22 protein-coding genes and 1 pseudogene are annotated in these 22,333 nt (G+C 39.5%); 18 read left to right on the forward strand and 5 right to left on the reverse strand.

Annotated features, from left to right (window positions below):
* Nucleotides 1-147: 147 nt before the first annotated feature.
* The 13 genes from HR060_RS09450 (at nucleotide 148) to HR060_RS09510 (ending at nucleotide 11,357) form a co-directional block, all read left to right on the forward strand.
* On the forward strand, nucleotides 148-711 hold the full coding sequence (locus HR060_RS09450) for a MotA/TolQ/ExbB proton channel family protein (protein WP_246283134.1): 564 nt from the start codon (nucleotides 148-150) through the stop codon (nucleotides 709-711).
* Nucleotides 698-1,003, forward strand: a complete 306-nt coding sequence (locus HR060_RS09455; RefSeq protein ID WP_174200060.1) for a DUF2149 domain-containing protein — start codon at nucleotides 698-700, stop codon at nucleotides 1,001-1,003. Before HR060_RS09450 ends, HR060_RS09455 begins: the two co-directional genes overlap by 14 nt.
* A gap of 5 nt (nucleotides 1,004-1,008) precedes the next feature.
* Nucleotides 1,009-5,058, forward strand: a complete 4,050-nt coding sequence (gene cobN / locus HR060_RS09460) for a cobaltochelatase subunit CobN (RefSeq protein WP_174200061.1) — start codon at nucleotides 1,009-1,011, stop codon at nucleotides 5,056-5,058.
* Nucleotides 5,059-6,041: 983 nt separating this feature from the next.
* On the forward strand, nucleotides 6,042-6,446 hold the full coding sequence (locus tag HR060_RS09465) for a hypothetical protein (RefSeq protein WP_174200062.1): 405 nt from the start codon (nucleotides 6,042-6,044) through the stop codon (nucleotides 6,444-6,446).
* A gap of 120 nt (nucleotides 6,447-6,566) precedes the next feature.
* Nucleotides 6,567-6,905, forward strand: a complete 339-nt coding sequence (locus HR060_RS09470; protein ID WP_174200063.1) for a DUF6984 family protein — start codon at nucleotides 6,567-6,569, stop codon at nucleotides 6,903-6,905.
* Between the two features lie 113 nt (nucleotides 6,906-7,018).
* Nucleotides 7,019-7,576 (forward strand): hypothetical protein, encoded by a 558-nt coding sequence (locus HR060_RS09475; protein ID WP_174200064.1) that lies wholly within the window; start codon nucleotides 7,019-7,021, stop codon nucleotides 7,574-7,576.
* A gap of 112 nt (nucleotides 7,577-7,688) precedes the next feature.
* Entirely contained in the window at nucleotides 7,689-8,117 is a 429-nt protein-coding gene (locus HR060_RS09480) for a hypothetical protein (protein WP_174200065.1), read from the forward strand.
* Between the two features lie 124 nt (nucleotides 8,118-8,241).
* Nucleotides 8,242-8,556 (forward strand): hypothetical protein, encoded by a 315-nt coding sequence (locus HR060_RS09485; RefSeq protein WP_174200066.1) that lies wholly within the window; start codon nucleotides 8,242-8,244, stop codon nucleotides 8,554-8,556.
* Nucleotides 8,549-8,986 (forward strand): MFS transporter, encoded by a 438-nt coding sequence (locus HR060_RS09490; RefSeq protein ID WP_174200067.1) that lies wholly within the window; start codon nucleotides 8,549-8,551, stop codon nucleotides 8,984-8,986. Before HR060_RS09485 ends, HR060_RS09490 begins: the two co-directional genes overlap by 8 nt.
* Nucleotides 8,987-9,003: 17 nt before the next feature.
* Nucleotides 9,004-9,555 (forward strand): hypothetical protein, encoded by a 552-nt coding sequence (locus tag HR060_RS09495; RefSeq protein ID WP_174200068.1) that lies wholly within the window; start codon nucleotides 9,004-9,006, stop codon nucleotides 9,553-9,555.
* Between the two features lie 123 nt (nucleotides 9,556-9,678).
* Nucleotides 9,679-10,545: a potassium channel family protein gene (locus tag HR060_RS09500; protein WP_174200069.1), complete on the forward strand. Its 867-nt coding sequence runs from the start codon at nucleotides 9,679-9,681 to the stop codon at nucleotides 10,543-10,545.
* 193 nt (nucleotides 10,546-10,738) lie between these two features.
* Complete coding sequence (locus tag HR060_RS09505) at nucleotides 10,739-11,071, forward strand: hypothetical protein (protein WP_174200070.1); 333 nt, start codon at nucleotides 10,739-10,741, stop codon at nucleotides 11,069-11,071.
* On the forward strand, nucleotides 11,058-11,357 hold the full coding sequence (locus tag HR060_RS09510) for a hypothetical protein (RefSeq protein ID WP_174200071.1): 300 nt from the start codon (nucleotides 11,058-11,060) through the stop codon (nucleotides 11,355-11,357). Before HR060_RS09505 ends, HR060_RS09510 begins: the two co-directional genes overlap by 14 nt.
* Before the next feature lie 508 nt (nucleotides 11,358-11,865).
* Here HR060_RS09510 and HR060_RS09515 read toward each other — a convergent pair.
* Nucleotides 11,866-13,019, reverse strand: a pseudogene (locus tag HR060_RS09515) (IS110 family RNA-guided transposase).
* A 119-nt stretch (nucleotides 13,020-13,138) separates the two neighbouring features.
* On the opposite strand from HR060_RS09515, the gene HR060_RS09520 reads away from it, so the two are divergent.
* From HR060_RS09520 to HR060_RS09540, 5 genes are all read left to right on the forward strand, one after another.
* A complete protein-coding gene (locus tag HR060_RS09520) occupies nucleotides 13,139-13,735 on the forward strand; it encodes a hypothetical protein (RefSeq protein ID WP_174200072.1) in 597 nt (198 codons plus the stop codon).
* A gap of 105 nt (nucleotides 13,736-13,840) precedes the next feature.
* A complete protein-coding gene (locus tag HR060_RS09525) occupies nucleotides 13,841-14,095 on the forward strand; it encodes a hypothetical protein (protein WP_174200073.1) in 255 nt (84 codons plus the stop codon).
* A gap of 11 nt (nucleotides 14,096-14,106) precedes the next feature.
* The gene (locus HR060_RS09530) at nucleotides 14,107-14,904 is read left to right on the forward strand and encodes a helix-turn-helix domain-containing protein (protein ID WP_174200074.1); all 798 of its coding nucleotides are present in this window, start codon (nucleotides 14,107-14,109) and stop codon (nucleotides 14,902-14,904) included.
* A 55-nt stretch (nucleotides 14,905-14,959) separates the two neighbouring features.
* Nucleotides 14,960-15,358 (forward strand): VOC family protein, encoded by a 399-nt coding sequence (locus HR060_RS09535; protein WP_174200075.1) that lies wholly within the window; start codon nucleotides 14,960-14,962, stop codon nucleotides 15,356-15,358.
* 686 nt (nucleotides 15,359-16,044) lie between these two features.
* Nucleotides 16,045-16,536, forward strand: coding sequence for an anthrone oxygenase family protein (locus tag HR060_RS09540; protein WP_174200076.1), 492 nt, complete (start codon nucleotides 16,045-16,047; stop codon nucleotides 16,534-16,536).
* Between the two features lie 52 nt (nucleotides 16,537-16,588).
* On the opposite strand, the gene HR060_RS09545 is transcribed toward HR060_RS09540, so the two are convergent.
* The 4 genes from HR060_RS09545 to HR060_RS09560 form a co-directional block, all read right to left on the reverse strand.
* Nucleotides 16,589-17,695, reverse strand: a complete 1,107-nt coding sequence (locus tag HR060_RS09545; protein ID WP_174200077.1) for an ABC transporter substrate-binding protein — start codon at nucleotides 17,693-17,695, stop codon at nucleotides 16,589-16,591.
* Nucleotides 17,696-17,768: 73 nt separating this feature from the next.
* The gene (locus HR060_RS09550) at nucleotides 17,769-18,146 is read right to left on the reverse strand and encodes a hypothetical protein (RefSeq protein WP_174200078.1); all 378 of its coding nucleotides are present in this window, start codon (nucleotides 18,144-18,146) and stop codon (nucleotides 17,769-17,771) included.
* A 68-nt stretch (nucleotides 18,147-18,214) separates the two neighbouring features.
* Nucleotides 18,215-20,449, reverse strand: a complete 2,235-nt coding sequence (locus HR060_RS09555) for a S9 family peptidase (protein ID WP_174200079.1) — start codon at nucleotides 20,447-20,449, stop codon at nucleotides 18,215-18,217.
* Nucleotides 20,450-20,578: 129 nt separating this feature from the next.
* Nucleotides 20,579-22,273, reverse strand: a complete 1,695-nt coding sequence (locus HR060_RS09560) for a protein adenylyltransferase SelO (protein WP_174200080.1) — start codon at nucleotides 22,271-22,273, stop codon at nucleotides 20,579-20,581.
* Nucleotides 22,274-22,333: the final 60 nt, after the last annotated feature.

Consider the following 22,333-nt stretch of genomic DNA (forward strand, 5'->3'; position numbering starts at 1 on the left):
GTAAGTTGCATTGATTAAGTCGACATCGGATGTTTGCCATGTCGACTTAATGCGTTTATCGCCTTATCACCCGTTTATATACATTACAGAGTTTTTATTATGGTTCGCGAAATCGAAGTCCTCATGTACCAGTTGTCAGATTTTTTTATGGCACCGGTACTTATATTAATTTCCGTTTTATTCATTTATTCACTTTATGCATCTGGTTGCTTTTTAATGCAGATTGCTCAGCGCAGACAATCAAAAAGTAACTTCTATAAGTTGATTGTGAGTAAACTCGGTGCACAACCCGAACTCAAACTAGCCGGTTTCCCCCTTGCACAACTGGCTAACCAACACCCAAATATCTCAAAAGATCAACTCGATGTCGCTGCACTTGCCGATATTGAAGGGGTAAGAAATGTCAGCCGTTTAGCTCCCATGTTGGGGTTAATTGCCACTATGGTTCCTATGGGTCCAGCGCTCAAAGGTTTAGCAGATGGCAATATTCAGGGTATCAGTGAAAACCTTATTGTTGCTTTTTCTGCCGTCATTTTTGGCCTTGTAATAGCCTCAATAACGTTTTGGATAGCCTCAGTTAAAAAACGTTGGTTAGCAGAAGAGTTAGTATCACTCACTCCCTTACTTAATGTTAGCCCAGTGATGGTTACACACGCCGCAAATGAAACACTTAGCCAAAATAGCAAAGGACAAAACAATGCGGTTGCTTGATGAAGATGAATCAATGAACCCCGCATTATCAGCGGTTAACTTAGTCGATGTTTTTTTAGTGTTAATTGCTGCTCTGTTAATTGCGATTGCACAAAACCCACTCAACCCTTTTATGAGTGAAGATGTGACCGTTATCAAAAACGAAGGTAAAGACAATATGGAAATTATCGTCAAAAAGGGTGACAAAATTGAAACCTTTAAGAGTGAAGGACAAACCGGTAGCGGAACGGGAAAAAAAGCAGGTACCGCTTATGAGATGGCGGATGGTTCGATTATTTACGTAGCAGAATAAGAAAAATGAAACAGATACTCACAGTGTGTTCACTCATCGTTTTATGTTTTAGCGCCCTAGCACAAAAACTCGAAACCGTTGAATCAACACCAATAAACAAGCCACAAGTTTTATTAATTGGCTCATCTCATGCTGCAAAAGCCAAAAGCGATTTACTGGCAGAATTGGCACGTGATAAAAATTTTGTACTCAAAATAACAACCACCTCAAAATCTTCAGACGATGAGTTAAAGTCCTTATGGGCCAAATCAAGTTTAGTGATGTTAGATGGCATCAACCCGGCCCTGTCTAAATTTATGTTTGCTAAATATTCGGCTTGGCCTAATCAAATGCCAGATGTGCCCGTTATTTCACTGGGTGACTTAAATAACCCAGCACTTAATAAAGGCCTTGAAGCAGAGCTTCATCGTCAAATAGGTGCTTATTTCAAAAATGCGGGTCGCCAAAATTATGCCAATATGATGCATTACATCGACAGTCGCTTTATTGAAAAAAAAACCGATATTGAAATAGCAGCCCCTTTTATCGTACCTAATATTGGTTTGTATCATCCGAACTTTAAAGGACAAGTGACTAAAGACGAATCCGCTTTTTATCAATTTTTGGCCGCCAGTGAAAACCAGCCTAAAATAGCGATCGCCATGCATCGCAGTATTGTTGATTATGAACAACAACAAATTGTTGATGCCATCATAGCTGGCATAGAGCAAAAAGGAGCAAAGGCCTTTGGTTTTTTCTTTGAAGGTGAAGACAAAGACTTAACCTACCCTGAGCTATTACTAGACGATAATCAAATGGCGCGTATTGATTTAATGATCAACTACCGTGCCCTGCACTATGTGGAAAAACGCCGCAAAGAGTTTAGCCAAATAGGCGTACCCGTTATTCACGCACTTAATTACACAGAAGGCAGTGAAGCGGACTTTAAAGCCGATAATTCAGGTGTTTCCCCTTCTTTAACGCCTTTTTTCTTGGTGATGCCAGAAGATACGGGCAGTACCGACCCAACCATTATTGCAGCCACACCTAAAAAAGGTGAAAACGCCGGTAACAAAGTAGCGATTCCCTATCAAATGGATGCACTTGTTGAAAGAGCATACAACCACGCTCGCTTGGCGCATCTCAATAAAGCGGATAAAAAAATAGCGGCCTTTATTTGGAACTACCCACCGGGTGAAAAAAACGTAGGTGCGGCTTTTTTAGATGTCCCCAGCTCAATTGAAAAAATAGCCACCGCATTAAAAGCGCAAGGCTATCAAATTGAATTAAAAGGTGAATCGGGACAAACAACCGATTGGCTAATTGAATCGGCTGGTTTATTACTCAGGCCATATTATCGCGATGAAGATGCACAAAGCCTCATTGCCAAAAACTTAGCTGACTATTTACCACTTAGCACATATCTCGATTGGTTTAATCAGTTACCAGAAGATGTGCGCAAGCCAATTATCGAAAAATGGGGTACCCCACAACAAAGTGCCATGCTGCGCCAAGCAAATATTAATGGTAAGCAAGTTGATGCTTATGTGATCCCAAGAATGGATTTAGGCAATATGATCATCATGCCTCAAGGGTTACGGGGTACCAATGCACAAGAGAGCGCTGACTTGTATCACGACAAAACCGTACCAGCGAATCACTCCTATTTAGCCATATATCTATACGCGCGTGAACAATTTGGTGCACACGCTTTTGTACATATGGGCACACACGGGTCACAAGAATGGTTATCGGGTAAAGAGCGTGGCTTATCAGCTTACGATGCCCCTAATTTAGTCATAGGTAATATACCTGTGTTTTACCCTTATATTATCGATAATGTCGGTGAAGCCATGCAGGCCAAACGCCGAGGTCGTGCAACGATGATCAGTCACCTAACACCTGGCTTTGCTAAAGCGGGCTTATATGCGGATATTGCCGTATTAAACGAAAAGCTCGCTAACTACATGGTATTAGAAGCAGGTCAAACCAAAGCCAATACTGAAAAAGAAGTTATAAAGCTAGCAACTGAGCTTGATATGTTAAAAGACCTATCACTTTCAAAAGAAGCTCTTAAAGATAATTTCGAGCAACACGTCCCTGCCCTGCAAGATCACTTAAACGGCCTGGCCGCCATGAGTCAGCCGCTTGGTATTCACACTTTTGGCGAACTACCAAAAGATGCACATCTGTATACAACTATACTGCAAATGCTAGGTGATGAATATGTTGAACGTGCCGCTATTTATGAACAAGAAAACGGTTTGATGCTCTCAAGTAACGATGAAAAAAACAGAGCCAACACAACACTAACAAAGTTAGATGTAGCTGATTTAGCCAGTTTAGATGGCTATCAGTTACTAAAAGCACACATCAGTGGCCAAACACTCAATGATTTAACACCAGAGCTAGTAGCCGATTTAACTCAAGCACAAGAATATTGGGACAACTTCCAAGCAATCAGTGAAATAGAAAACTTACTCAAAGCTCTTGATGGAAAGTACATTCCTGTAAGTCATGGTGGCGATCCTATTCGCAACCCCAATGCGGCACCAACCGGGCGAAATTTAATTGGTTTTAATCCTGCCAAAGTCCCTTCAAAAGAGGCTTATGAGGCAGGTGTTCAGTTGATGGAACAAACCATAGATACTTATGTTGCCAAACACGGACGTTACCCAGATAAACTAGCATTTTCACTTTGGTCACTTGAAACCATGCGCCACCAAGGTGCGTTAGAAGCGCAAATCCTCCACGCTTTAGGTTTAAAACCAAAATGGAATCGACAAGGTAATGTCACAGGTACTGAAGTCATTGAATATAAAGACTTAGGTCGCCCACGTATTGATGTTGTTATTTCAGCCACAGGTTTATATCGCGATGCCTTCCCTAACGTCATGTTATGGCTTGCTGAAGCGATTGATAAAGTGGCGAAAATGAAAGAGGAAAACAACTTTGTTTATCGTCATGCCCAGACGCTAAAAGAAAGTTTAATTGCTGAAGGTAAAACCGAGGACGATGCCGATTATTTATCATCTGTACGCATTTTCTCAAATGAAAGCGGTAACTATGGTACTGGATTAGCAGGCGCGAGTTTAGCCTCAGGCACTTGGGATGATGACAGCAAATTAGCTGATTTGTATATGCGCCGCATGGGTTTTGCATTTGGCAAAGATGAAAGCCGATGGAGTGAAAACATGGGCGATACCCAGTTGTATAGCAAAGTATTATCTGGGACAGATGGCGTGATTTTCTCTCGTTCAACCAATCTATACGCCATGATGACCAACGACGACCCATTTCAGTACTTTGGTGGTTTAGGCTTAGCCGTTCGTAATTTAGATGGTGCAACACCTGAAATGTACGTCTCAAATTTACGTAAAAAAGATCAGCTCAAAACCCAAACTCTAGAGCAATTTGTTAACCAAGAATTGCGCTCGCGTTATTTCCACCCTCGCTGGATCCAAGCAATGCAAGCGTCAGGTTATGCCGGTGCAACCGCCATTTTAGACAGAGTAAACAACCTTTGGGGCTGGGAAGTAATGACACCAGAAGCCATTCGCGATGACCAATGGCAGGAGTTTTTTGAAATTTACGTCGATGATAAATATCAAATGGATATGCGTGAATTCTTTCAAAGCAATAACGCAGAGAGCTTAGCGCAAATTATTGAACGCATGTTAGAAGCCGAGCGTAAAGACTACTGGCAAACTGACGAAGCAACCGTCAAAAAGTTAGTAGAAACTTATGCAGAGCTCGCCGTTGAATTTGACGTAGCGACAGATAATGACAAGTTTAACGAATACATGGATCAAAAGCTCGTTGGTTTTGGCTATCAACCCCTTTCAGAGCAACTCGTTGCACTTGAACCCGTACCAGCGATATCAACAAGCAGCTCAAATGCTCAAACCGAACAAGTATCAGGACAAAAATTAGAGAAACAAACCCAGCAACAACAAGCAGTAAAAGATGACTATTTCTTATATAAAGCTTTGTTCTTTATGATATTAATTATTGCAGCAGGTGGTTATGCTCAAATGCGTAAAGCAAAAAGCCCCAACTTAAAAATGGTTGGATAAATAGTGAAACCTATCATTTAAAACAACAAAAGGCCGATGCAATATCGGCCTTTTTTATTGGCTAAGGCGTTATTATTTGCTGCAGTGAATAAGACGATAACTACACTACAGGTTTTATCAAAAATTAATCAAACATCTAACTTAAATTTGAATTTAAACCCAGTTAAACGATCACTATTTAGTCAAAAACACAGATAAGGTTTATTTTTTAACCAAAGACATCTAAATAACTCACAAAAACACATAACCCTTTGTTTTTATTTAAATTTATCAAATCACAGCACAACTAAAAGTACTATTTTTAAACAAAAAAAGCCTTGTATCACAAGGTATTCAAACTACTCCACACAGTTATCCACAAACTCTGGGGGTAACTTTGGATAAAAACTTAAAATTTGTCATTTAATTAACAATTTTAATCTGATCACGTGATAATTATCTTAATATGTATAAGTAACCAGTACTTTTTAAGTTTATGCTGGCCATTAGAATACAATTATGTGAATTCCATACGCTTCAAACCTGCGCAAACGATTCACCTGTGGATAGTTTATTGCCAATAATGATTAGTAAATTTTCAGGCCAAAAGAAGCTAGACAATAAAGATAGGGTTTGAACAAAACCAAGGCTCCTAACCGGCTTTTATTTTGATAGCTGAGGTCATGTATATAAAACAATGCCACCAGTTTATGGCCACTCGACACATGGCACACAGTTATCAACTGCATAAATGATAAATGACTTGTTATAAAAACCTCAAAAAACAACTGTATACAAAAACAGTAAAGTAAAAATTCCCGTATAATGCAAGAAACAGGAACAGCCTCGTTTTTGTGCACTGCAATTTTAGGGGTTGTCTAGAAAGCAGGTGTGACGTAGAGTACAGAGAATGTAAAAATTTATTAATGTATTAGACGGGAAAGTTGTTTCTGTAAAAAACGGGAACGTTCCTTCTAATAAACTGTTATGTGTCAGTTAGCAAGATGAAAAATATCGAAAATTCACTAAAAAATTGGTTGTCCCTAGAAGTAGATGATGAATACTTTAAAGAGTTCGTTGAAACTTTCCGGCATGAAATCGAAAATAACTTTTCGAGAGGCGAGTACCTTAAGCTTAAAAATTGTGATCGGTTAGTCGGCCGTAATGTCTTAGAACAATTAGTATCTTGCAACCATTGTAGCTCAATCAAAACTATAGACGACGCATTAAGTTTAACTAAGAATGATAACTATAAAGGCATCCAGCGCCCTGAATATTTAAAATTTGAGTTTAAATATCAAGGCGTAACAGGGCCAAATTCGTATTGGCAATGTAATAAATGCGGTAGTATAACTATGTTTGTTTTACCTGAACGCGCTTTTAAAGGGTGGTGGGGTAAAATAGCGTGAATAAACACATAACAAGCTGTTAAATAAGGACAAATTTCACTGTATCGCTTTTTGCTATTCTGCTCCGCAGGCAAAAATTAACCCAGCAAAATTTGCCTATTAACAGGGCGTTATGTACCTATGAGAAAACCTACGTCTGATGAACTTATTATTTTAAGTTTCCTACTAGAGAATGCAGGGCTTGAAGTTGAATTAGGTAAAATTTGGGTTGAACCAATGACCGACGGCGGAATGGGTAGCTTAAAGCTGTACCCAAATCGAGAAAATCCAAAATATGAATTTGGGCATAATGCTGCTGAGTGTTGGTTTAAGGATTCTGATGGAGTAGCTGCTTCAGGTGCTCTTTACTTAAATACTCAAGGTGTTCCTTTTGAACTTGATATGTGGAAAGTTGATTTTAGTACGTTAATAAAATGGCCAAAAAGAGAAGAGCTAACTCTAACAAGTAGCGGTACATAACAAACGCCTCAAGGTAATCGGACACATAAAGGTTGGTTTGTGCTCGTACCTCGCAAAAGATTAACCAACCTTTATTTAGCCGCTTAGGCGGGCGTTATAACCCAAGGTAGATCATGCCAATATTCAAGAAGAAAGATTCCAATTTAGAAAGACTTGAAAATATCCTTGGTAAAATCAAGGATGCAGATACGCCTGAAGGGTGGGAAAAGGTTACTTCTGCCGCAGTGGGAGGTTTAACTGATTTAGGATTTTCAAAAAGTAATCCATATCTGCTAATTATTTCCAGCCAAGGGCGAGGAGTATTTGATTGTAACACTGGTGAAAAAGTTGCTAGAGATGATGAGTCATACGGCGAATGGTTTAATGAACGCGAACTTAAGTGTCGGGGTATAGGCCCAATTGAATCTGAAGAAATTCTAACAACTGGACTTCAAGGCGGAGGGCTACCAATGACTACTCTGCATGGTGAAAGTATTGAAGTAGTAGCACCTAACTGGCCTACCTATGATATGTATTTCTGCAAGGATTATAAGTCAGCACTAATTGAAGGTCACGGTAGTTACTGTACAAAAATAGATTCAGAGCATCTGAGAGCATATGGATTCTCTTGGTGTGGTAATTATTTAGTCTCCGCAATTGGCAGTGACTTCACATTATGGAAAAGGTTATAACAATTGCGTGCAATCTGACCTCCGGCCACTGTCACCTTTTGTGCAAAAACCGCACAAAAGGCGCCAGTAGCCTCCGGCAGTTGACGCAGGCGTTATAAGCACAGGGAGAACAATGCATAATATTCTAATAATATTTTACTTTTTCTCATTTGCATCTTTAGCGGTTATGGTCCCGCCAGACGTTGAATTAACACCAAAAAATGCATTTTGCCTTGGCTTTACTTTAGAGCGCCCAACCGATGAATATGTTGGTTTAAATTACCCTAAAGTCATCGAAAAAAAGTGGATTCCTGTTTCAATAATGGTCGAGTACAGATTAAATGAAAACCCAATATTCATTACAAAAACAAACTTTGAAAAAGTAAATGAGCTAGATGCAACCGTAATTCTCGGGTTTCACGAAACTATTCATTCGGGTGGTGACGCAGCAGTTTTGATTACATACCAATGCACTAGTAAATGCGGAACAAACTATTTAAAAAGTTACAGCGTCCCCTCGATTGTTAAGTATATGGAAGCCAACGTGAAGCAGTGCTTATAACAAGCGCATCAAAAATGACGTCAAACGCTTGGCTGGCGCTCATTCTTCGCTAATTATAGCCAAGCATTTTCCGCCTCTTAGGCGGGCGTTAGATGATGTCGTCAATTGAAAAAGGAGCATACATATGAAAATAGCACTAATTTCTTTTTTATTTTTAATTTCTACAGCTATATACGCATCGGATTTTGGATTTCCCTCAGAAACTGTGGAGACCCTTGGTGATTCAATCCCACTCATTCAAAACTGTAATAACTGTCAAATTCCTGGGCATCACTCACCAAGCCCGACTCCACCAATGGCAGGAAATCATCACAATACGTTTTCAACTCCAGCTTCGTTGTATATGGCTACAATAGAACAACAAAAAAAGACTATTGAAAAATTGAAGCTAAAAATTTATCTCCTAGAGAAAAAAATTAAGGAGCAGGAAAATGAGTGATATAGACAAGCAACTGGAAGAACTTAATACGAGCATTCAAAAAGATGAGTCAAGTTTAAATCAATCTTATGATGCTATATCTAAAATCCCTCAGGCTACTGATGATTCTAACTGGTGGTCTGCTACCGAGGCTATGACAATAAGCTCAGTTCTCCTTGTCTTTTTCTTAATTGTCCTTTGTCTAGCGACATATTTGATAAAGCTTGGTCGAAGCCCTGAAATGGTTATGAAATTCTTTGGAACTATATTGATCATAGCAGTAGCTTCTTTCCTTGTAGTTGCTGGATACGATGACAAGCAAATAGCTCCAGTAATAGGACTTTTGGGTACCATAGCTGGGTATCTACTGGGTAAGGAAAATAGAACTGATGAGGAAAAATCATCTAACAAGTCAACCAACACGGACGCCGAAAACGGCGCCGGTTCTTGAGGCGTTAGCAGTAAGTTATGAATCGAATTTATCCTTATAGCTGTAGAACGACACGGTGTGATACAGGCGAAGTAATACTTGATGAGAAGTATGATCTTCGACTAACTCAATCTGCTTCTTTTAAGGAGTTAGAGTTAATCAAGCTTTCAGAAAAAGTAGGCGGTGGCGTACATTGGGGAGTGGTTCTTCCCGATAATTGGGATGATTTAACGCCGGATGAGAAAGCTGACATTGTCGAATCAAGTGAATTCGATATTAAGGTAGAGGGTATATACTTTAGGCATGATGTTAATCTTGAAGATATACAAAAAATTACTTCATATACAGAAATTGATGGTTTACATATTTGTCGAAGTACACTAAAAAATGAAGATATTCAGCTTTTAACGTGCTTTGTAAATTTGGATCATCTTTGGTTGCGTGGTGGCCAGTTTACTGACGCTGTTATAGAGCACCTTGCGGTATTTGAAAAGCTTCGGAACCTAGATATATTTGAAACCTCTATATCTGAGAACGGAGTCAAAGAGCTGAAGCGCTTGCTTCCAGGGTGCAGTATTTGGGGGCCGTAAAAACTGCTAACATAGCCATCAAGCGCGGACGTAAAAAGTTTGGCTTTACGCTCCTTCGTCGCCAAATTGTAGCCAAACCATTTACGCCACTTATGGCAACGTTAGCTTAAGATTAGAGGAATCATGCAAGATTTACTGTTTCACTCGAAGCCAAAAGTATATGGCCTTATCTATTTGTCATTGATACCAGTCTTTGGCCTTGTTTTTTTCTTTCTTCCAGAAACAACGGGTAATAAAATTTCGTTAATTGAGAGCTTGTACTTTAGTGCTGTAACAATTACAACCCTAGGTTACGGTGATATATTACCAACGAATGATTTAGGCCGGGTGATAGCTGCTACAGAATCTGTATTGGGAATAACGCTAATTGGTTTGTTTCTAAATGCTCTTTCGAGGGTTAGAGGAGAAACATCTCGAAATGAAGAAATTCTAAAGGAAGAGCGCACCTACCGTGAGGGAGAAATTGCGAAATTAAATGGTTTTTATAATCTAATCCGACCACTCGCAGGCAAATACAAATTAGCGACAATACAGATTACAAGTCCTCTGAAATCAAGGAAGCAAGAATACAACCCTGATTTCACGTTGAACGACATGATGGATTTGTATAAACCATCAATGCTGATGACTCAAAACCATAATGAACCCGCAGTAAAGTACTATTTTTCTAGTTTAAGTCTACTTAGCATTGAAGTTTCTGATCTCATCAAAAATGTGGACTTAAGACTATTTCCTGAATTGGAGAAACACTGCTTATCGTTTGTTGATGGTGTTCATTCTTTCGATTTCTCAGACGCTATTTTGGGCGCGGTCAGGAATAAGAAGATGACCGATTTAGTGAGTGAAATGCTAGAGAAGCATGAGGGTGAAGTGAAGTTTCTAAAATCAAATTTGATTAATGGATATGTAGCTTTATACCAACAAATAAAGCTTCTAATGGGATTGCTGGATTTAATCGACAGCGAGATAAGTAACGCTGTCAAAAGCTAACAAGCGCATGTTGCAGGACTGGTTTTCCGCTACGCTTCAAACCAGCCGCAAATGCGGGCGTTAGCTATTTTCGAAGGTTCGTTTTACTATTCACTAAAAACTTATAGGGATATATATGAAAGACAGGATGTTTTGGAAGTTATGGTTTTGGTTTGTCTTGGTGTTTTCAAGCTACAGTGTTTACGAATCACTCATGGAACCAGATATTACTCAACCTCAAATCCCCATGGAACTGTCTGTTTTAAATTTGCTTTTACTTCCGGTGTTATTATTTGGGTTATATAGCTATGCGTATAAATATAGTTGCTATTACCTAACTAAAATTCGCTATTTTTGGGACATAACTGCTTGTCTTTTTATTTTGACCAACATAGCTACTCTGGCTTATGAATTCTCTGCTGGAGGATACTCCCAAGAAGAGACAATCATTATATCCATCTTAACAGCTATTTTTTTAACACCCAATTTATACGTTTTTTTTCAACTGTCTAAACAATTAAAAGGAATTAATTATGTCGGCAACTAAAATCTTTGGTTTTCCTGTTGATGCAGCAAAAAAACTTTATAAGCTGTTTAATGATAAACAAGACGCTAATAAAAAATACAAAAAGCTACTACCAGTTTTAAAAACTGTAATTGCTGCCCATGGAAGAAACTCGTCACAAGCTAACGATGTATTAGATTTATTATCAGGGCTAGTTCCTAACGGGGCACGGAGGAATAATTTTAAACGTCGATACGTTGATAAAAAAGATGGATGGAGATTGTTACCAGATGATCCAGAAAAAATACCTTATGGGCATTGGCATTAAATAGCTAACAAGAAAATCAATCGGACTAAAAACGCTTGGCTTGGTTCGCTGCGCTCACAAGTATAGCCAAGCTCTTTAAGCCCGTTATTTGGGCGTTGGTATGACTCCCCCTGTCAATAAGCGCACAATATTTCCTGCTCTTATTTCAAACCATAATTCGTTTTCTGTTGCTCAATGAAATTGAGTTAATGCAGAATGAAGTCAGTACTTTCGTCGGTTTACATGCTGGTATTCGTAGGTTATTCACTTTCGTGAACAGAGCTGGCCTTACTTGTTCCGTCGTGGTATCTATCTTCAGTCACCGCTCTTGGCATCCTGCCTCCGCTGGCACTCGTATGTCCTATAGGTCTTATGCTCGTAGGTATATGAAACGGTTAAGCCCCATAGCTATCATAAAGCTTCCGCTCCTGCTCACGCTCCTTACCTACATCCATGTAGGCAACGCCGTCGGTGTTTATACCAATGCCGTGACTTCATTCTTTGCATTAACTCAAAACGGTTTAACATGTTATGCAGGCACTCTAGCTAGCCTTAAGCTCGGATTAACTGGCACCAGTACCACTTCTTTTGTTATCGCCTAGATATAAGCAATCATCTCTCTTGCGATTGCTGTCACAACGACATTGTAATGTTTACCTCTGTTTATCAACCGTTGATATCGGCGACATAATCGCAATTGTGCCTGCCAAGCCATATCACTTACGGTTTTGGGTAACCCTTCTTGCCGTTTTTGTAATTCCGTTGAGATATTCGCTGCGTAACGATAGCTATGTGCCCCTTCAATTAACAATCGCCTTGCTCGCTGATTCCCACACTTAGTGATAGCGCCCAATCGTCTTTTCCCGCCACTTGAATGTTCGCTGGGCACCAGTCCAAGGTAACTCATTAGTTTTCTAGGGTGGTCAAATCGGTTTAAATCACCCAGCTCTGCAACAATACCGGTGGCGACCAGTAGCCTGACCCCTCGCATCGCTTGAATGGCTTTAACTACGGGATAATAACGCCAATGCCTGACTTGATGTTCAAGCTCGTTGTCTAGGCGCTTTAGTCGTTTGCTCGTTCATCTATGGTTTGAATATATTCTTGTAAGGCAATCTGTTGTGCTGGGTGCGGTAAGACTATTTCCTTTAACCACCTAAGGTGTTTGAGTGACCAGTTTGCTGTGCTTGCATAGTTGATGTCATTTCTCAGCAGTAAGGCTTTGAGTTGGTACTTCGCATCTTTTAGGTCTTTCATGGCCGTTTCACGGGCACGTGATAAATCACGCACCGCTTCATCCTCTGGCTCTGGCACATAGATAGGGCTTAAATCTTCTGATTTGAGTAATTTAGCCAGTTTTAATGCATCTCGTCTGTCCGTTTTGACGCGCTCACCGGGTTTCTTAGGGATAAGGGATGGAGCGACCACATAACAACAGTGCCCAAGTGATGTCAGCAAACGATATATCCAATAGCCACAAGGACCTGCCTCATAAACAAAGTGTAATGTGGCATTGGGGTATTTAGATTGCATCTGCGTTGCAAATTTTTTGATAGCCACTTTGCTATTCGGTATACGCCCGTAATGAACCGCGTGCCTACCTCTTTGGTCTTCAATATAAGCCGCTTCATTAAATGCTTTATGGGTATCCAAGCCAATGAATATTATGCTATTTTTAGACATGTTAGCCTCCAAGTTTAGTTATTTATCAAACTAATTATGGCTCTGGCTTTGCTAACCCACGACATTGGAGGCTAACACCTTGTGGGGAGTCATTATGTCTATAAGTCTCTGGAGGTTTGGTGGTAAATTTAGATTTTGCAACATTTCCAGTAATTGAAGAAGGAAGTGTTTTTTGGAAACTACCAAATGATGCGCTTAAAGTAATCCCTGATGTTTATGAAAAAGCAGTCGCAGCCCAATATATGCTTTTTAAAATGAGTGAAGAGCCAAAATCTCAAAATGTACCTTTGCAAATAAGTGCTAGAGCACATTTCAGAGCTTCATTAGTTGAGTTTGCTGGAATTGAAGAAGCTTTAATTAGGAATGGTTATGATTTCAAAATTAGGAAGCTACCAAATCCAGCTCTTCATTTGTTACGGTTATTACGTAATTACCAAGTTCATTTTTCATCAATTAATTTTGGCAACAAAGATATAGATATAATTTGGAATTCAGAAAACCACAGTATTAATGTTTTGGTCATTGATAATATTACTGTGCAAGGTTTATCAGAGCTAGACGCGGTAAAAAGATATAAAAATTATTCTACTGAGCAACTTGAAAATATGGTTGCGCATTTCAACGAACAGCAGAGTAAACTAGGTGTTTATCAGTTTGTTTTAACGTGTATGAATCTTTATCTTACCGATGTTGAAAGGCTTATAACAAGCAACTAAAGCGGTACAAATAAAGCTTGGCTTTTGTCACTGCGTTCCAAATCATAGCCAAGCCAACTATTTACCCCTTAGCGGGGCGTTACATGCCTAATTGAGACTAGTTAAATGTATGAGCCTTGGATAAACGGAATTATTAAAAAGTGGTCTTTAGATAAGCCTGAGGAAGAGCTTTATGAATTAATGGTTCATAAAGAAAAAACTGTTACTGTTGCTTATGGTCGTTTTGCTCATTCTAGTGGTTCAAAGGCAGTTTCTTGGGCAGAGTTTTCTGCAGGAGAGCTTGATGATTTAGTTGCCAAAACAATGGGAAAAGATATATTAAATCAAGCTCATAAATACATTAGAGAACAAGGCATATAACAAGCTGTTCTATGTTGCTAGATTATAACCCGACTCAAGGAAAAGTGGCTGGCGATTGCGACTATCAAACGTCAGTTCCCCTGTCACCGTTAAACCGGTGGGTGCAATCGTATTGGCAACTAACAGTACCAAAAGGCCAATTTCAATACCGCAGTGTGCCGGATAACTGTGTTGATTGGATCATCAATCTAGATTGCTTCGAGGATAATTTTCTTATCCCTCCATTTCTTTCATCTACGTTATTTCAGCTTGATGGACCCGCATCTTTTTTTGGTATTCGTTTTCGAATTCTAGGGCATAAAGGCTTGATCGCTGCGCCTCTGGGGGAATGGGTCGAAATTGGCAGTGTACAGGCACAAGAATTAATCCCTAAAGATATCGTTTACTCGGTATTTGAAGTGATAAATCACACAAAGTATTTTGACCAGCGCTGCAATCGCTTATCGGTGGCATTACTTCCTTCTATCAAATTTGCCAAGGTCGACCCTCGCCTAGCGCGTTATATTCGATATTGTCACGCAAGTGTCAGCAGCTCTACTATTGAGCTATTCGACAGCAAGAGCGCGGAATTTGGAGTGTCTGAGCGCCAGCTTAGGCGGCTTGCCAAACAGCATATTGGCTTAGTACCTAAAGATTTTGCCAGAGTGCTAAAATTTCAGCATGTACTTAAAGCGATGAATGCATCACAACACAACAAGGCCTATCTGGATCACTACTACGACCAACCTCATTTTATACGCGAATTTAAACGTTTATCTGGCGTTACCCCAGCCCAGTTCAAAAAAATGTCCGTTTTATACAATCTATAACCTGCTAAGTAGCTAATAATATTTCACCTTTAATTAAGGATGAAAGGTGAAAAATATGATTGAAATAGACGCGATGTTTCCTGTGATGGTAGCGGCAAATTTAGCAGAGGTGAAAGCCTTCTATGAAGAAGTATTTGGTTTTAATGCGGTATTTTATGACGCCAATTTTTATTTGCATTTAGTGTCGCCCAGTTCAGGTGTTCAACTTGGCTTTTTAATGCCTGCGCATGCAAGCCAACCGGAATTCCTTCAACCGTTAATGTCTCCCGATGGCTATGTGATATCGCTCGAAGTTAAAGATGCCGCTCACGCCTATAGTGATGCACAAAAAATGGAGTTGAAAATGGCGATGCCACTCAAAGAAGAAGTATGGGGGCAAATACATTTTATGTTGCAAGACCCGGCAGGTTTTCGAATCGACGTGGTCCAACATTTAGAGGTTTCAGGTAACTAGCCAGAGTAAACCATAAAGGGCGCTGCAATACTGAAGCTTTAAAAAATATAAAGTCGCGCCATCAAGACACATGGCGTCAATCGCTCATTCTGACCTTTGGCGCTTCTAACAAAAATATATATTAAATATTTAACTCAATGTCATTATCTTTCAAATGAGGGTAATAACAGTTGGTGCTTATGGTTTTTCTCAAAAAAATCATTGGTATATCTCAATAATCAAACTAGCCCAGTTATTAATGAGTACTCAGCAAAGTTAAAATAATGATAAATGCAACAAAAATAAGTCTATCGAAACGAAACAAAATTTTGATTAGGCATATACCTTCATAATGACATATCAAATCGATCGGTATTTTCACTAAGAAACATTTAGGCTTATTTGGTAAGTGATTTTTGTGGTTTCTTTTGTGCCTCCATTATCGTTAGTCACGTTGAAATATTTATCAGTTGGTCAATATCGAGCCCAAACTTGCTTGTATCAACACTGCAGTAATTCTTTGATCTGTTGTATTTTTCATATTAAGCTGGTCTTGAATTTACAATACTTATAGTAGCTCTAGCATATACCGTAGTAATTTAATATAAGCCATCTAAATTGCTCTGGTTGACTTTATTTAAATAGCTTTTCAATATGTTTAAAGTTCTCCTTTAAACATATTATTTGGTCTCAGGAATAACTAAATAATGATTTCAGATATTGCATTAGTGCTATCTACATTGATGTGTTCGCTAATCGCAGGGCTCCTTTTTTGCTATGCAATATTGATAATGCCTGGCCTTAAAAAACTGGATGACAAGAGCTTCATCAAAGCTTTTCAAGTTACTGATAGGATCATTCAGAATAATCATCCTTTGTTTATCTTAATCTGGCTTGGTTCAGCATTGTCTATAATTGTTTTAGCTATCAGCAGCTTAGGTAAGCTTGAGGGTATAGATGTTTACATAATGCTGTTCGCTTTAACTGGATATTTTTGCGGTATTCAAGCACCTACAATTCTCGTAAACCTACCACTGAATAAAAAATTACAGAAATTAAATGTGGCACATAGCAGCGAAGAAGAACTAAGGGCGTCGCGTATTGAATTCGAGGCTCCTTGGAATAAGTCAAACGAAATTAGGACTATCATGGCCTGCATGACGTCTCTGGCCTTAATAGTGTTGTGCCTAAAACAATAATTTGATGCTTATTGTCCTTAGACTTTTTAAGTGAAAGCATTATCCGTACCTGCTATTGTTCAATCTTAGTCGCTTGCAAATTAGCATCTTGTGTTAACTGATTTTGCAAGGACAGATGCTTTATGATCCGACGAATAGTAAAATCATATTTAGTTTGTTTTAGGTGAGTTAAACTAAACTGCTTGAAGTTAATATTTTCCCAACTTGAATTAAAAATGATTGGCTCTAACATATCTAAGTTATGTGAATTAATCACTTGAAATGGCATAGCAGCTTCGGCGAATTTGTTACCATTTTGGTAGTAATCATAAGCCCTCACTAACATCCAGCCCATACTTAAATAATTACCACCGACAGATGCGGCAAGCTGCCCATTTTTAATTGCCAATAAGCCATTTTTAGTCCAATCAAAACCGCCAATAAAAATATCTTTATTGGGTTTCAAGCCAAGCTCTTTAGCTGCCTCGATTACTCCCAAAGCCATCGTGTCAGAGGATGCCCAAACCAGATTAATATAATCGTGTCTATTGTATAGTGCAATGAACTTCTCTTTTGCTTCAGCTCCACTCCAATTAACCACCAAATTTTGGACAAACTCAACATCACTTTGTTTTGATAATCTGTCGTGTATGCCTAATAGCCTTAGTTCAGAGTCGGCAGTTCTGTCACCACTAATAGACAGAAATCTTATTGTTTTTTTTTGTTCACTTTGATGGTATTGCCGAATTAATTCATCAGCCAATAAATAGCCTCCATAACGCTCATCATAAGAGTGCTCCGCCAACCAATAATTGTAATTTTTTGGTATTAGCTCTGATTGAGATTTTTCTAATTCGGATAACCGAGTAAGTGTTACAAATGGTATTTTTGCTTGCTCCAAACCATTAAAAATAAATTTTGCACCTTGTTTGTATGGGTAAAAAACCAATAAATCTGGTTTTGATTTACCCTTTATTATCTGCTCAATAACTGACTTTTGAGAATATTTATGGTCGGCTTCAATAACATTCAGGTTAATATTTAAATCTTCCGCAGCAGCAAAAGCTATACTCAATACATTCTGCCAGTAATCATTATTTTCAGATTCTGAAGCAATAAAAGTAACCTCAAAAGCACGAACAGGAAGCGAGAAAAAGACGACGAGAAACCAAAACTTCATAGCGGAAAAGTGATTAATACAGGTTATCTAAGTATATATTGATAATGGTAATTTTCTTACTACAAAGACCCGTTTAGATAAACTTTTGTGAAACTAGGTAGCGCTTAATTTTAAAAGATTCACCACTTGTACTTCCAGTTACTGGGCTTTTAACTTGCTGTTTAATAAGAAACATCCAAAAAAAGCTTTCTAAAATATCAGCCAAACCAATATTTCTCACATTTAACCTATCTTGGCTTGCGTTATAACAATCAGTCCAGCTGTAATAATACCTGTTTGTCAGTAATTGGTTTTGATAATAAAAGCGACAATATCCATCCATTGCCCTAACAGCGGCTTGAAGAAACGCTAAATCAAATGCTTGATATAAGTTGGCCAGCTCTCTATTTATTAGGCTAGCAAGACAATGTGCAAAAACCATAGAAGCGATTGTCAGGTAAAAGGCAAGCATAAAAAAAGCCTTGCAGGAAAAACTGCAAGGCTTGTGTCAGATAAAAGCTTTATCGCTTTACTACAGCATTATTTATTAATGCCATGTGCTTTTAACATGAAAGCAAATTCTTGTGCGTAATCTAATAATCGCGCATAACGACCAGAGCTCGAGAAGTGCCCTGCCCCCATGTGCATACGCATTACAAGCAAGTTATCGTCTGTTTTGTATTCACGCATTTTTGCTGTCCATTTAGCGGGCTCCCAGTAGGTGACACGAGGGTCATTTAAACCACCAGTTACCATCATAGGAGGGTAATCGCGCTTTTCGATGTTGTCGTATGGGCTATAAGCTAAGATGGTTTGATAGTCTTTCGCAGACTTAATTGGGTTACCCCACTCTGGCCATTCAATAGGTGTCAGCGGTAATGTATCGTCCAACATGGTATTGAGGACATCGACAAAAGGCACACCTAAAATAACGCTACGCCATAATTCTGGTGCCTGTACTGTCACTACTCCCATTAATTCACCGCCCGCACTGCGGCCAGAAATAGAGATATTACCTTTTGACGTGTACTGCTGTTCGATTAAGAAATTCGCTGAATCAATAAAGTCATTAAAAGTATTTTGACGTTTTTCTAATTTACCATCTAAGTACCATTGATAACCCATTTCATCACCGCCACGAATGTGCGCAATGGCATAGGCAAAACCACGGTCTAATAAACTTAAGTTAATCGTCGAGAAGTTCGCACTCATGCCTAAGCCGTAAGCACCGTAGGCGTATAAATGCACAGGTTGAGAGCCATCGCGCTTAAAGCCTTTTTTATAAACAATCGAGATTGGAATTTTAGCGCCATCTCTAGCCGGTGCCCATAAGCGCTCCGTTTGGTATTGACTCTTATCGTAACCAGAAGGAATATTTCGTTCCTTTTTGGTCACCAATTTTTGTTCTGCAAATTGATAATCTAGAACCGATTCAGGTGTAACCATCGACTCGTAGTTAATACGAATATGGTTTTGATCAAACTCTGGGTTGTTACCTAAATTGGCTGAATAAGCGGCTTCAGGAAATGCCACATAGCTTTGCTCGCCTTGATAGCTAAATAAGCGTACTTGATCTAAACCTTGTTTGCGCTCTTGCACAACTAAGGTGTTTTTAAGTGGCAACAAACCTGTGAAGTAAACCTCATCAGATGGCGCGATCAGTGTTTGCCAATTATCAAAAGTCGGCTCTGTATCCTTGGTTTTAGCAATGTGGAAATTAACGTGTTGATCATTGGTACGAATGTAAAAATCACCGTGGGCATGATCAACATAATAATCAATCGCCTTATCACGAGAAGCCATCAGTGTAAGTGGGCTAAGCGGTGCATCGGCTTTAACAACATAGTTTTCAGCAACGGTATGACTGGCCGTTCGAATAACTAAGTAATCGCCAGAGTGGCTTTTGTCTATCCCCACAAAAAAGCCGATGTCTGACTCTTTGTATAAGGTTTTATCAGCGGTATTGTCTGTACCTAGCACGTGTGCTTTGGCTTCAAACGGGCGCCACTCTTCACTAACAATTACATACAACAGGGTTTTACTATCGTTAGCCCAGATAATATCGCCGCTTGTTTGGGTAATGGTATCTTTGAGTAACTCACCTGTTTTCAAATCTTTTATATAAATAGTAAAGCGCTCAGAACCGTTGGTATCAACACTCCAAGCAAGATACTGATTATTTGGGCTAACCGAGATATCCGCTACTTTATAAAACTCATAAGACTTTGCTTCAACGGCTTCATCAAGAATGACGTGTTCAGTTGTATCGCCCGTTAGCGCTTTTCGCACCCAAGTGCGGTATTCCGCGCCTTTTTCAAAATACCAACGGTATTGATAGCCATTTTTAACCCAAGGAACCGACGTTTCTTCGTCGTCTTCTCGGCCTTTGTACTCTTCAAATAAAGTATCAACTAACGCTTGGTGAGGCTTAATAAAAGACTCAAAATAAGCGTTCTCTTCTTTTAAATAATCAAGTACGGGCTCGTCATTGATTTCTGGGTAAGACTTATCTTTTAACCAGTTGTAGTCATCTGAGAGTTTAAAGTCGTGATATTGTGCGGTATAGCTTTTTTTATCCGCTACGGGTGCAACGGTATTAGCATCCGCTTTTAATCTTGGATATGCAGTCACGGTATCGTCTTTTGCTTCTTGTTGGTCCGCTGTTTGGGTACATGCAGAAAGTGCTAAGCAACCAAGTGTTGCCAGCAATACAGCGGGTTTATTAAATTTGGATGTGATTTTACCTGCTTGGCTTTTTAAGCTAAACAATTTCATTATTCCCTATCCTATGGTTTTACAAAGAAAAGTTAGTATAGGTGAGGCCAATTGAACTTCAATATCAGTGACTAAATTATCAATTGGCAAAAACCTGAGTGTTGTAAAGTGCTCGCCTGCTCTATTTATTTATGAAGAGCAGCTGTAGTGATTAATGCCACCAACGCCAAAATACTCAACGGGCCTTAAACGATAAAACTTATCTGTTACTTCTGAAGATTGCTCTTCGTAAGGCTGAGTTAACATCGCTTGCAACTCATTAATTAACGAATAATCACCTTTTGCCGCACTTTGATAAGCGGGCACGACTAACCATTCACGCCAAGTAAATTTAGGGTTCACTTGTTTCATTTGCTTGCTAATGACCTTTGCATTGGCAGGGTTAGCATCAACCCCTATTTTATTGCGCCATTTTGCTAACCATCCCGACCACATATCATCTTGCTCTTGGCTGGTTTTTTTATAAAAACACTTTGTAAGCTGGGTCATATCTTCAGGGATTGCTGATAACTCACGAAACAGCATGTTGTAGTCAACACCGCTTTGAACCATCAGTTGTAACAGTTCAACAAAAAGAGCTGAATCATATTCGTCGAGCCCTAGTTTAGCGGCCCACATCTTATCGAGCTTGGCTTCCATTAATGCAGAAAAGCCCTCTTCTATCGCTTCGAGCTTTGAAGTGGCCAAATCATCATCTTGCAGTAATACCTTTAAACTGCGACAGAACATTTCAAAGTTCTTTTGTGCAGCCATTGGCTGGTTCAAAAATGAAAAGTGCTGACCGCCCCCTGTCCAAGGCTGAAATACAGGGTCGAATAATTCACTGAACCCGAACGGACCATAATCTAAGGTATAACCACCAGCGGCGCAGTTATCACTGTTAAAGTTGCCTTGGCAAAAACCTACACGCAGCCAGTGAGTCACTAACGTAGTTAATCTATCGCGAAACGCACTTGCTAGCTGTAATACTTGTTCAGTAAATACAAGGTTTTGATCAACGTCATTTGGGTATTCTCTTTCAATTAAATGTTGCACAATTTGAGTCAACTCTGCCATTGCGTTGTCGTGTTCATTAACCCTAGCGCGGCGGGCAAAGAGCTCAATTTGACCCACTCGTAAGAATGAAGGTGCAACACGTGTCGATATCGCCACTGGGTTAGAGACCATAATTTCAGGATCTTGAGAGCGAGAACCTTCGTAGTACCAAGGGCGATCAACCGTTTCTGTTTTTGACACAAATAAGCTTAACGAGCGAGACGTGGCAATACCTAAAGCGTGCATATGTTCCTGTGCTAAAAACTCTCTGACACTTGAGCGCAGCACAGCACGACCATCACCGCCACGACAATAAGGTGTTTGCCCTGCACCTTTAAGTTGCATTTCCCAGCGTTTATCTTTGGCAACTAACTCAAGTACCGAAATAGCTCGGCCATCACCATATGCATTACCCGTTCTAAACGGGCATTGCTGGGTATATTCGGTTCCATAAATCGATAAGGCATAGCCTGTCGCCCAACCTAATTTGCGCATCGGCTCTGGTGAGGCACTGACATCACCTGAAAACAAACGTGTAAAACCATCGGTTGTTGCCAAACTATCTGCAAAACCCAATTCATCAAATAACGTATGGCTGTGTGCAATATATTCAGGTTGCGCCAAAGGCGTTGGTTTGACGGGTACATAGTGGCCAGAAAATACTTGTCTTGGGTAATAGTCTTCCCCACTTTCTGTTGCATCTGGGTCTGGCGTTAAATTATCTAAAAAAGAATAATCGGCAAGTTTGGCAAGTTCAGTAAAACTGCTCACTTTATCTGGGTTAGGCATAAGGATTGTCTTGGTTTGAAAAAAGCTAAAGGTAGATGTATATACCCAATTGGTTGTGAT

It is taken from the genome of Marinifaba aquimaris (genome assembly GCF_013328345.1).
GTDB lineage: Bacteria > Pseudomonadota > Gammaproteobacteria > Enterobacterales > Alteromonadaceae > Marinifaba > Marinifaba aquimaris.